This is a genomic window from Streptomyces sp. CA-179760 (assembly GCF_050937045.1).
Classification (GTDB): Bacteria; Actinomycetota; Actinomycetes; order Streptomycetales; family Streptomycetaceae; genus Streptomyces.
On sequence record NZ_JBNJLZ010000001.1, the window covers coordinates 5506445 to 5518871 of the forward strand.

Here is a 12427-nt window from a genome sequence, read left to right on the forward strand (position 1 = left end):
CGTACGCTCGATAGCAGTCAGAAGTCTCCGAATCCTCTGACGCAGTCTCTGAAGGAGCGAGCGACGATGCCCGAGCTGAGGTCCCGCACAGTCACCCACGGCCGCAACATGGCGGGCGCCCGCGCCCTTATGCGGGCCTCCGGTGTACCGGGTGCGGACATCGGCCGCAAGCCGATCATCGCGGTCGCCAACAGCTTCACCGAGTTCGTGCCGGGCCACACCCACCTGCAGCCGGTCGGCCGGATCGTCAGCGAGGCGATCGTCGAGGCCGGCGGCATCCCGCGCGAGTTCAACACCATCGCGGTGGACGACGGCATCGCCATGGGCCACGGCGGCATGCTGTACAGCCTCCCCTCCCGAGACCTCATCGCGGACTCGGTCGAGTACATGGTCGAGGCCCACTGCGCAGACGCCCTGATCTGCATCTCCAACTGCGACAAGATCACCCCGGGCATGCTGAACGCGGCCCTGCGCCTCAACATCCCCACGGTCTTCGTCTCCGGCGGCCCGATGGAGTCCGGCCGAGCCACCCTGGTCGACGGCACGGTCCGCACCCTGGACCTGGTCGACGCGATCTCCGACGCCGTGAACGACAAGATCTCGGACGAGGACATCCTCCGCATCGAGGAGAACGCCTGTCCGACCTGCGGCTCGTGTTCCGGCATGTTCACCGCCAACTCGATGAACTGCCTCACCGAGGCCATCGGCCTCTCCCTCCCCGGCAACGGCTCGGTCCTGGCCACGCACACCGCGCGCAAGCAGCTCTACGTCGACGCGGCGAACACGGTCATGGACATCACCCGCCGCTACTACGAGCAGGACGACGACACGGTCCTGCCGCGCAACGTCGCCACCGTCGCGGCGTTCGAGAACGCGATGGCCCTCGACATCGCCATGGGCGGCTCGACCAACACGATCCTGCACCTGCTGGCCGCGGCCCAGGAGGCCGGCGTCCCCTTCGGCCTGGAGGAGATCAACGAGGTCTCCCGCCGCGTCCCCTGCCTCGCCAAGGTCGCCCCGAACGTCGCGAAGAACCGCACGTATTACATGGAGGACGTGCACCGCGCCGGCGGCATCCCCGCCCTCCTCGGCGAGCTGCACCGCGGCGGCCTGCTCAACGAGGACGTGCACTCGGTCCACAGCCCGACCCTGGCCGGCTGGCTGAAGACCTGGGACGTGCGCGGCGGCTCCCCGTCCCCGAGGCCCTCGAGCTGTGGCACGCGGCCCCCGGCTGCGTCCGCTCCGCCGAGGCCTTCTCCCAGTCCGAGCGCTGGGAGGCCCTCGACGAGGACGCTGAGGGCGGCTGCATCCGCTCCGTCGAGCACGCGTACTCCAAGGACGGCGGCCTCGCGGTCCTCAAGGGCAACCTCGCGGTCGACGGCTGCGTCGTGAAGACGGCCGGCGTCGACGAGTCGATCTGGACCTTCGAGGGACCGGCGGTCGTCTGCGAGTCGCAGGAGGAGGCCGTCGAGAAGATCCTGCTGAAGCAGATCAAGGAGGGCGACGTAGTCGTCATCCGCTACGAGGGCCCCAAGGGCGGCCCCGGCATGCAGGAGATGCTCTACCCGACCTCGTACCTGAAGGGCCGCGGCCTCGGTAAGGCCTGCGCCCTGGTCACCGACGGCCGCTTCTCCGGCGGCACCTCCGGCCTGTCCATCGGGCACGCCTCGCCAGAGGCGGCCGGCGGCGGCACCATCGCCCTCGTCGAGGACGGCGACCGCATCCGCATCGACATCCCGAACCGCACCATCGAGCTCCTCGTCGACGACGCCGAACTGGCCCGCCGCGAGCAGGCGCTGAACGGCGTCTACGCCCCGAAGAACCGCGACCGCAAGGTCTCCGCCGCCCTGCGCGCCTACGCCGCGATGGCGACCAGCGCGGACAAGGGCGCCGTCCGGGACGTGTCGAAGCTCGGCTGAACACCCCGGGGCCGCCCCGCGAGGCGGCGGCCCCTACCAGCCGGCCGGATCACGCCCGTCCACGCCGAAGACGGTGCCGTCCGGAGCACCGGCGAAGACATGGTCGTCCACGACCACGGGCGTGGGCAGCGTGGCCGGAACCCGGTCCGACTGATCCCCAAGCCGGGGAGACGTCTGCCCGACGAGCCTCCCGCGCCGCCCGTCGACGGCGAGCAACCGCCCGTCCGGCGTGGTGACGTACACGTACTGATCACCGGCGGCCGGCACGGACCCCCGGGCCACACCGGTCTGCAGACTCCACAGCTGCTTGCGCGCCTCCAGGTCGACGGCGACCAGCCCCCCGCTCTCCGCCATCAGGTGGACGACGTCCCCACGCACACTGCCCTGCACGCCCTGCAACGGGATACGCAACGGCACGCGCTCGCTCGTCCGCCCCTTTGGGCTGTACCGGACCACGGCCCGCGCCTCGCCGCGCACAGCATCCTCGGAGAGGAACACGACCGACCCGCCCACTGCCCCGATCGGCTCCAACGCCCCCTCAAGCCGCGCGTCCCACCGCACCTCGCCGGTGCGGGGATCCACCGCCGTCACCTTCGTCGTGGCCCCATCGCTGGACACGGTCGCCGCATACGCCAGCGGATCCCCGGGGAACGCCGTGAAGTACGGCACCTCCTGCCCCGGAATCGGCTGGCTCCACTTCACGTCGCCGGAGGCACTGTCCACACCCGTCACCGTGCCGTCGGCCGCGGTGAGCAGCACCATCCCTCCCACCGCCTGCACCCCACCCGACATGGACATGGCCTGCCGCCGCACCACATCACCCGACTCCGGATCGAGCGCGGTCAGCCGCTCCCCGTGACCGAGCCCGGCCAGCACCAGACCACCCGACACGACCGGAGTCCCACTCGGCGGCCCTTCGGCGGCGATCCCCTTCAGCGGGTACTTCCACAGCAGCCGCCCGTCGGCCGGATCGAGAGCGAAGACCAGCCCGCTCTGCGCGCAGACCAACTTCCCGGCCGCGTAAGAGCACAGAGGGGTGCCACCCGTCCGGGACAACGGCGTCGCCGTCCACGCCGTGAAGGCGGCAGCCGTGGTCCGCGGTGCGCTGACCGCGGGCGCCGGAGCGGGACCGCCCCCGAGCAGGGGCACCACAGCGAACCCCCCGACGACGGCCAGCCCAAGGGCACCGGCCCCCAGAGCGGCCCGCTTGCCGAGGCGCAGCCCGAACCGTCGCGGGGACGCGACGGACGGCGCCACGGCCGACGGCTCACCCGCACTCGGCGCCTCGTTCACCCGCTGCGCCGGCAGGAACACCTGCGTGTCGTACGACGCCGCCACCGACCGCAGTTCTCGCATCAACTCGTCGGGCGAGGGCCGGTCCTCGGGCTCCTTGGCGAGACACCGCAGCACGAGCGGCGCCAGCTGTTCCGGTACGCCGGTCAGATCGGGCTCGTCATGCACCACCTGGTACGCGACGATGTAGGGACTGTCGGAATCGAACGGCCCCCGCCCGGTAGCCGCATGCACCATCACGGACCCGAGGGCGAACACATCGGCGGCGGGCCCCACTTCCCTGGGCCGCCGGAACTGCTCGGGTGCCATGAAGGGCGGCGTACCGATCAGCTTCCCGGTCTCGGTCCGCAACTCGCTGTCCTTCGGCCGGGAAATGCCGAAGTCGATGACCTTCGGCCCGTCCTCGGCGAGCAGGACGTTGCTCGGCTTCAGGTCCCGGTGCACGACCCCGACCCGATGGATGTCGCGCAGCGCCTCCGCGAGCCCCGCCATCACCCGACGCAACTGCGCAGGGGGCATGGGCCCGTTCCGCTTCACCTCTTCGGCCAGCGTCGGGCCCGGGATGAACAGCGTGGCCATCCAAGGCCGTACGGCTTCGGGGTCGGCATCCACAACGGGCGCGGTGAAGGCCCCACTGACCCGCCGGGCCGCCCCCACCTCCTGCCGGAAACGCCCCCTGAACTCGGGGTCCTCGGCGAACCGCCCGTGCACCACCTTCACGGCCAGCTTCATCCCGGAGGTGCTCCGGGCCAGATGCACGACACCCATGCCGCCCGAACCCAGACACTCCTCGAGCCGGTAGTGACCGGCATGTCCAGGAAGTTCCGCTTCCGGGCCCGCTCCGGCGTTTCCCTGCGCCGCCATGGAACCACCCCCGTGCTGTTCGTTCGCGCGCGCGACGCACGGAGCCTAGTCGATGACTCGTACGAGTCAGAGGCGGCTTGCTAGCCTCCGCTGGCGAATCACGCACAAGTGTTTGATGGCGTGATACAGGGGAATCAACGGGACCCCATGGCTGCCATGGGGTCAACGGGGGAGGTTTTTCATGTCTGTCGAACAGGTCAATCCCAGTACCGGCATGCCGGTGGTCACCACACTGGCCGCCGCGGCCACGTACTACTCGGTCGCACCCGGCGTCCGCCTCAACGTCCGCGGCGGCCCCGGCACCGGCTACCCGATCGTCAGGACCCTGACGGAAGGCGCCCGGGTGGCCATCCACTGCCAGACGCCCGGCACCCGCGTCACGGGCCCGTACGGCACGACCAGCATCTGGGACAACATCGCGAGCGGCCAGTACATCTCGGACGCCTACGTGAACACAGGCAGCGACGGCTACATCCGCCCCCGCTGCTCCTGACCCGCACCCGGCCACGGGCGGCCCACCCCCACTGCGGGCCGCCCACGGCTGGTGCGAAGGGCCTGAGCCACGACGCGCCCGCACCCGCCGATGCACGGAAGGGGACGTGTCGGGGGGTGTCCGCCCGCAGCGGTTGTCGCGTCAACGAACAGTCAGTCGGCACGCAACCCCCTCGCGACGTCCCGAGGACGGACACCCTCCGACGCGGCCCCGACCCACCACCGCGAAGGCGCTACGCCCACCCCCACCACACCCGCACAGGCGCCGCAGGCACCCCGCACCCCCCGCGCGATAATCACCCCGTGAGCGTAGAAAACGGCACCCCACCCCCCGGCCCGGCCCCCGAACCCATCCGCTTCTTCGGCACGACCTGGCTGAACCACGACAACGGCTACACCCCCCGCCGCATCGCCGCAGCCGTCGGCTCCCTGGCCACCGCGGCCGCGGCCTGCCTGGTCCTTCGCCTCGCCTACCAGGGCCTCCAGATCGCCGCGATCGGCGGCTTCGTCTCGCTCCTCATGATCGTGATGTTCGCGATCTGCAGCGCGATGGCATTCCGCCACACCTGGGACGGCTTCATCCGCCGCCCCGACCCCGACCGCCAGGCATCCCTCCGCGGCCTCCTGGCCATCGGCTTCGTCGGCTCCCTCCTCGCGTACTTCTTCCGCTCCCTCACCGAGGCCCCCGGCGAGAAGCTCCACCGCGAGGAGTACGAGGCAGCCCGCAAGCGACACGAGAAGAGCACCACCCGCCGCTCGGGGAAGAAGCGCCGCCGCGCATAGGCCGCCGCCTCTCACCGAAATCTCACCGCCCCCCACCTCACCCCCGGCCACCATGGCCGTATGACCACACCTCCCTCCCCCACCACCCCACCGGAGCCGACACCACCACGGAACGACCCACCACCGAACCCGCGCCCACCCGAACCGCCCGAGCCCACTCCTTCAACACCGTCGCAGCCCATTACGCGGCCAACCGCCCCTCCTACCCCCCAGCCCTCTTCGACGCGATAGAAGACCTGGCCGGCCACCCCCTCCCCGGCTCCCGCGTCGCAGACATCGGCGCAGGCACCGGCATAGCGACCGCTCTCCTGAGCGCCCGAGGCGCGGACGTCATCGCGGTGGAACCCGGCGACGCCATGGCAGCGCAATTCCGCCGCACCCTCCCCGCCGTCCCGATCATCCGCGGCACCGGCGACGACCTCCCCCTCGCCACCGCCTCCCTCGACTTCGTCACCTACGCCCAGGCCTGGCACTGGACCGATCCCGCACGCGCCGTCCCGGAGGCCCTCCGCGTCCTGCGCCCCGGTGGCGCCCTCGCCCTCTGGTGGAACACAGACGCCCTCGACGTGCCCTGGATCGCCGAGGCCGCCGCCCGGACAGGGCGCCACTTCGGCATCAACGTCCCCGCCGAGAAGCGGAACGTCAACGCCCGCGCCGCCGACCCCACGGGCCGCCTCGACTTCACCCGCCGCATCGTCCGCTGGAGTCGCCGCGTCCCGGTCGACACCCACCTGGCCAACCTCGCCAGCCACTCGGTCTTCCTGGTCAACGACGAGGAACACACCGCGGCCTTCCTCGCCGCGGAGCGCGAGCACCTGCTCAGCGCCTTCCCCGACGGTTTCGTCGAGGAGGTCTACGAGGTAGTCCTCCTGCTCGCGAAGGCCACAGCCTGACCCCACCCCGACTCCGTGCTTGACGCACCCCACCACCGGGAGCATTATTCATCACATGATGAATAACGCTCCCGGCCGACCACGCCCCGGCGCGAACCCGACAACAGACCCCACGGCCGTACACGCCGACCACCTCACCGTCACCCGAGGCCCCCGCACGGTCCTCCACAACCTCGGCTTCACCGTCCCCCGAGGCCAGATCACCGGCCTCCTCGGCCCCTCCGGCTGCGGCAAGTCGACCCTCATGCGCTCCATCGTCGGCACCCAGGCCAAGATCACCGGCACCCTCGACGTCCTCGGCCACCCCGCAGGCCACCCCGCCCTGCGCACCCGCATCGGCTACGTCACCCAGGCCCCGTCGGTCTACGACGACCTGACCGTCCGCCAGAACCTCGACTACTTCGCCGCGATCCTCGACCCCGGCCGATCCGCGGCCGACCGCCGCCAGGAGAACGTCACCCGCGCGATCGCCGACGTCGACCTCACCACCCACACCGACGCCCTGGCCGGCAACCTCTCCGGCGGCCAGCGCAACCGCGTCTCCCTGGCCGTCGCCCTCCTCGGCACCCCCGAACTCCTGGTCCTCGACGAACCGACCGTCGGCCTCGACCCGGTCCTGCGCCGCGACCTCTGGAACCTCTTCCACGACATCGCGGCAAGCCGCGGCGCGACCCTCCTCGTCTCCTCCCACGTCATGGACGAGGCCGAGCGCTGCCACCGCCTCCTCCTCATGCGCGAGGGCGAACTCCTCGCCGACGACACCCCCGACGCCCTGCGCACCGCCACCGGCGCCGAGACGGTCGAGGAGGCCTTCCTGCACCTGGTGGACGAAGCGAAGGCGGCATCCCGCCCGAAGGAGACGACACGATGACAACCCCCCGCACCACAACCGCCACCCACACCACAACCACCACGACCACAGCCACCACCCCACCGAAAGCCCTGAGCATCGCCCGCACCACGGCCACCACCACCCGTGTCCTGCGCCAGCTCACCCACGACCCCCGCACGATCGCGCTCCTGCTCCTCATCCCCTGCGTGATGCTGCTCCTGCTCCGCTACGTCTTCGACGGCAACCCCCGCACCTTCGACAGCATCGGCGCGTCCCTCCTCGGGATCTTCCCGCTGATCACGATGTTCCTGGTGACCTCCATCGCCACCCTGCGCGAACGCACCTCGGGCACCCTCGAACGCCTCCTCGCCATGCCCCTCGGCAAGGGCGACCTGATCGCCGGCTACGCCCTCGCCTTCGGCACCCTCGCGATCATCCAGTCCGCCCTGGCCACAGGCCTCGCGGTCTGGTTCCTGGGCCTCGACGTCACCGGCAGCCCCTGGCTCCTCCTCCTGGTGGCCCTCCTGGACGCCCTCCTCGGCACCGCGCTCGGCCTCTTCGTCTCGGCCTTCGCGGCATCGGAATTCCAGGCGGTCCAGTTCATGCCGGCGGTGATCTTCCCCCAGCTCCTCCTCTGCGGCCTGTTCACCCCGCGCGACGCCATGCACCCGGCCCTGGAGACCATCTCCGACGTCCTCCCCATGTCGTACGCGGTGGACGGCATGAACGAGGTCCTCCACCACACCGACATGACCACCACCTTCATCCGGGACGCCCTGATCGTGGCGGGCTGCGCCCTCCTGGTCCTGACCCTGGGCGCGGCGACGCTACGACGCCGGACGGCATGAGCCGACGACGCCCCCGACATCCCGTCCACCGGACACGACCCCCGCCCCACCGCCCCCGAGTGCGAGGATGAACCGGACGACGCGCACCCTCCGGAGGACACCCCAGCCATGACCCAGAAAGTCGCAGTCCTCGGCACCGGCAAGATCGGCGAAGCCCTGCTCAGCGGAATGATCCGCGCCGGCTGGAACCCGGCCGACCTCCTGGTCACCGCCCGCCGCCAGGAACGAGCCGAAGAACTCCGCAACCGCTACGGCGTCACCCCGGTCACCAACCCGGAAGCCGCGAAGACCGCCGACACCCTGATCCTCACGGTCAAACCGCAGGACATGGGCACGCTCCTCGACGAACTCGCCCCCCACGTCCCCGCCGACCGCCTGGTCATCAGCGGCGCCGCCGGCATCCCCACGGCGTACTTCGAGGAACGCCTCGCCGCCGGCACCCCGGTCGTCCGCGTCATGACGAACACTCCCGCCCTGGTCGACGAGGCGATGTCCGTCATCTCCGCCGGCACCCACGCCACCGCCGATCACCTCGCCCACACCGAGGAGATCTTCGGCGGCGTCGGCAAGACGCTCCGCGTCCCCGAGTCCCAGCAGGACGCCTGCACCGCGCTCTCCGGCTCCGGCCCGGCCTACTTCTTCTACCTGGTCGAAGCCATGACCGACGCCGGCATCCTCCTCGGTCTGCCCCGCGACAAGGCCCACGACCTGATCGTCCAGTCCGCCATCGGCGCCGCGACGATGCTGCGCGACAGCGGCGAGCACCCGGTCAAGCTCCGCGAGAACGTCACGTCCCCCGCGGGCACGACGATCAACGCCATCCGCGAACTCGAGAGCCACGGCGTACGAGCCGCCCTCATCGCCGCCCTCGAAGCCGCCCGCGACCGCAGCCGCGCCCTGGCCTCCGGCAAGAACAGCTGAGCACCGGGGGCGGGCCGGACACCCGCCCCCACCGCCTCACACGGTCAGCACAGCACCGGCCTCAGCCACCTCCGACACGGCCGGCAGCAACCCGATCGCGCGATAGGCGGCATCCACGGTCGGCCGGGCCATCCCCCGCGCCCGCTCCGCCCCGTCCCGCAGCACGCGCTCCACATACCCGGGATCCGCACACAACTCCTTGTGCCGCTCCTGCACGGGCCGCAACACCTCGACCACGGCCTCGGCGGCATCCTTCTTCAGATCCCCGTACGACCGATACGCCCCGGCCAGCTCCTGCGGACTCCCACCCGAGCACGCGGCGAGAATCTCCAGCAGATTCGCGAGCCCCGGCCGCTCCTCCCGGTCGTACACGACCTCCCGCCCGCTGTCGGTCACCGCACGCATGACCTTCTTCCGCACCACGTCCGGCTCGTCCAGCAGATAGACAATCCCTGGCCCGACGTCGTCGCTCTTGCCCATCTTCGACATCGGATCCTGCAGATTCATCACCCGGGCAGCGACCTCGGGACGCGTGGCCCGAGGCACCACGAACGTATGCCCGTACCGCTGGTTGAACCGCACGGCTACATCCCGCGCGAGCTCCACATGCTGCCGCTGATCGTCCCCCACCGGCACCTCACCGGCCCCGTACGCCAGGATGTCCGCCGCCATCAGCACGGGGTAGGTCAGCAGCGACAGCCGCACACTCCCACCCCGCCGCTGCTCCCGCGCGGCCTTCTCCTTGTACTGGATCATCCGCCGCATCTCACCGTCGGTGGCGACGCACTCCAGCACGTACGAGAGCCGAGCGTGTTCGTCCACATGACTCTGCACGAACACCGTGCACACTTCCGGATCCAGCCCGGACGCCAGCAGCAACGTCGCCGCCTGCCGACTCAGCCGGCGCACCCGCGCCGGATCGTGCTCCACGGTCAGCGCATGCAGATCGACGACGCAGAACAAGGCATCGGCCTCGTGCTGGTCGACGGCGGCCCACCGCCGCATGGCTCCCAAGTAGTTCCCCAGAGTCAGATGCCCCGTCGGCTTGACCCCGCTGAAGACCCGTGTCATCTCTCCTCCACCTCCTGGCCGGGACCGCCGCCCCGGGCGGCCGTCCCTCAGTGGTTCCGGAGGGAGAAACAAGAACGGCCGCCGAAGCGGCGGCCGTTGAATGCATACGCGAGAGCGGCCGCCGTCAGGCGGCCCACCACAGTTGGGTGCACGTACGCGTCGTCATGCATCGCAGACTACGCCCCTGGGGTGCCGCCCGCCCCCGAGTTGACACGCCCAACCCCCATCCGTAGTGTTCTCCGAGTTGCCCGACGTGAGCGCCGACTCCGGTCGGTCCCCGGGCAGCCACTCTGGAAGTACCAACCACTCTTCGACGCGCAGTACACCTGTCGTCGTTTCATTGGTATGCGTATTTACGGAATGAGGAATCTGCGTTCGAAAGGGCGCGGCCCCCGATTCGCTCGGGAGCCAGGGAATCCGCTAAAGTCTCACTCGTCGGAACGGCCCAACAGCCGCAAAGACAACTCCCGCTGACTGGGAATCAGGCCCGAAAGGATCTGATAGAGTCGGAACCGCCGGAAAGGGAAACGCGGAAGCGGGAACCTGGAAAGCACCGAGGAAATCGGATCGGAAAGATCTGATAGAGTCGGAAACGCAAGACCGAAGGGAAGCGCCCGGAGGAAAGCCCGAGAGGGTGAGTACAAAGGAAGCAACCGTTCCTTGAGAACTCAACAGCGTGCCAAAAGTCAACGCCAGATATGTTGATACCCCGTCTCCGGCCGTCAGGCTGGGACGAGGTTCCTTTGAAAAAACACAGCGAGGACGCTGTGAACGGTCGGGCCTATTCCGCCTGACTGTTCCGCTCTCGTGCTGTGGCACCGGATTACCGGTACACATTCACGGAGAGTTTGATCCTGGCTCAGGACGAACGCTGGCGGCGTGCTTAACACATGCAAGTCGAACGATGAAGCCCTTCGGGGTGGATTAGTGGCGAACGGGTGAGTAACACGTGGGCAATCTGCCCTTCACTCTGGGACAAGCCCTGGAAACGGGGTCTAATACCGGATAACACTTCCACTCTCCTGAGTGGAGGTTAAAAGCTCCGGCGGTGAAGGATGAGCCCGCGGCCTATCAGCTTGTTGGTGAGGTAATGGCTCACCAAGGCGACGACGGGTAGCCGGCCTGAGAGGGCGACCGGCCACACTGGGACTGAGACACGGCCCAGACTCCTACGGGAGGCAGCAGTGGGGAATATTGCACAATGGGCGAAAGCCTGATGCAGCGACGCCGCGTGAGGGATGACGGCCTTCGGGTTGTAAACCTCTTTCAGCAGGGAAGAAGCGAAAGTGACGGTACCTGCAGAAGAAGCGCCGGCTAACTACGTGCCAGCAGCCGCGGTAATACGTAGGGCGCGAGCGTTGTCCGGAATTATTGGGCGTAAAGAGCTCGTAGGCGGCTTGTCACGTCGGTTGTGAAAGCCCGGGGCTTAACCCCGGGTCTGCAGTCGATACGGGCAGGCTAGAGTTCGGTAGGGGAGATCGGAATTCCTGGTGTAGCGGTGAAATGCGCAGATATCAGGAGGAACACCGGTGGCGAAGGCGGATCTCTGGGCCGATACTGACGCTGAGGAGCGAAAGCGTGGGGAGCGAACAGGATTAGATACCCTGGTAGTCCACGCCGTAAACGGTGGGCACTAGGTGTGGGCAACATTCCACGTTGTCCGTGCCGCAGCTAACGCATTAAGTGCCCCGCCTGGGGAGTACGGCCGCAAGGCTAAAACTCAAAGGAATTGACGGGGGCCCGCACAAGCGGCGGAGCATGTGGCTTAATTCGACGCAACGCGAAGAACCTTACCAAGGCTTGACATACACCGGAAACGTCTGGAGACAGGCGCCCCCTTGTGGTCGGTGTACAGGTGGTGCATGGCTGTCGTCAGCTCGTGTCGTGAGATGTTGGGTTAAGTCCCGCAACGAGCGCAACCCTTGTCCCGTGTTGCCAGCAAGCCCCTTCGGGGGTGTTGGGGACTCACGGGAGACCGCCGGGGTCAACTCGGAGGAAGGTGGGGACGACGTCAAGTCATCATGCCCCTTATGTCTTGGGCTGCACACGTGCTACAATGGCCGGTACAATGAGCTGCGATACCGCGAGGTGGAGCGAATCTCAAAAAGCCGGTCTCAGTTCGGATTGGGGTCTGCAACTCGACCCCATGAAGTCGGAGTCGCTAGTAATCGCAGATCAGCATTGCTGCGGTGAATACGTTCCCGGGCCTTGTACACACCGCCCGTCACGTCACGAAAGTCGGTAACACCCGAAGCCGGTGGCCCAACCCCTTGTGGGAGGGAGCTGTCGAAGGTGGGACTGGCGATTGGGACGAAGTCGTAACAAGGTAGCCGTACCGGAAGGTGCGGCTGGATCACCTCCTTTCTAAGGAGCACTTCTTACCGATCCCCTCCGGGGTGAGGTCAGAGGCCAGTACATCAGCGAATGTCTGATGCTGGTTGCTCATGGGTGGAACGTTGACTATTCGGCCAGGGTCTCGGGTCGGAGGCTGCTAGTACTGCTCTTCGGGGC

General features: G+C 68.6%; 7 protein-coding genes, 1 rRNA gene and 2 pseudogenes. 8 read left to right on the plus strand and 2 right to left on the minus strand.

The genetic code is table 11. From position 1 onward, the window contains the following. The first annotated feature begins 66 nt into the window (after positions 1–66). Positions 67–1919: pseudogene (gene ilvD / locus ACQEV8_RS25015) on the plus strand (dihydroxy-acid dehydratase). 33 nt (positions 1920–1952) lie between these two features. Here the strand turns inward: ilvD and ACQEV8_RS25020 are convergent. Continuing rightward, positions 1953–4076, minus strand: coding sequence for a protein kinase domain-containing protein (locus tag ACQEV8_RS25020; RefSeq protein WP_432964111.1), 2124 nt, complete (start codon positions 4074–4076; stop codon positions 1953–1955). Between the two features lie 181 nt (positions 4077–4257). Here ACQEV8_RS25020 and ACQEV8_RS25025 point away from each other — a divergent pair, with 181 nt between their 5' ends. The 6 genes and pseudogenes from ACQEV8_RS25025 to proC all read left to right on the plus strand — a co-directional run bounded on the left by ACQEV8_RS25025 (position 4258) and on the right by proC (position 8845). Beyond that, a complete protein-coding gene (locus tag ACQEV8_RS25025; protein ID WP_432964114.1) occupies positions 4258–4569 on the plus strand; it encodes an SH3 domain-containing protein in 312 nt (103 codons plus the stop codon). 302 nt (positions 4570–4871) lie between these two features. After that, on the plus strand, positions 4872–5351 hold the full coding sequence (locus ACQEV8_RS25030; RefSeq protein WP_432964117.1) for an EamA/RhaT family transporter: 480 nt from the start codon (positions 4872–4874) through the stop codon (positions 5349–5351). Positions 5352–5485: 134 nt separating this feature from the next. Continuing rightward, positions 5486–6244: pseudogene (locus ACQEV8_RS25035) on the plus strand (class I SAM-dependent methyltransferase); the annotation flags it as partial. A gap of 55 nt (positions 6245–6299) precedes the next feature. Continuing rightward, positions 6300–7115, plus strand: a complete 816-nt coding sequence (locus ACQEV8_RS25040) for an ABC transporter ATP-binding protein (RefSeq protein ID WP_432964120.1) — start codon at positions 6300–6302, stop codon at positions 7113–7115. Then, positions 7112–7924: an ABC transporter permease gene (locus ACQEV8_RS25045; RefSeq protein ID WP_432964123.1), complete on the plus strand. Its 813-nt coding sequence runs from the start codon at positions 7112–7114 to the stop codon at positions 7922–7924. The genes ACQEV8_RS25040 and ACQEV8_RS25045 overlap by 4 nt, the downstream gene beginning before the upstream one ends. 108 nt (positions 7925–8032) lie before the next feature. Then, on the plus strand, positions 8033–8845 hold the full coding sequence (gene proC, locus ACQEV8_RS25050) for a pyrroline-5-carboxylate reductase (RefSeq protein WP_432964126.1): 813 nt from the start codon (positions 8033–8035) through the stop codon (positions 8843–8845). Positions 8846–8881: 36 nt separating this feature from the next. On the opposite strand, the gene trpS is transcribed toward proC, so the two are convergent. Beyond that, on the minus strand, positions 8882–9916 hold the full coding sequence (gene trpS / locus ACQEV8_RS25055; RefSeq protein ID WP_432964129.1) for a tryptophan--tRNA ligase: 1035 nt from the start codon (positions 9914–9916) through the stop codon (positions 8882–8884). Between the two features lie 836 nt (positions 9917–10752). On the opposite strand from trpS, the gene ACQEV8_RS25060 reads away from it, so the two are divergent. After that, a 16S ribosomal RNA gene (locus ACQEV8_RS25060) occupies positions 10753–12280 on the plus strand. Positions 12281–12427 lie beyond the last annotated feature (147 nt).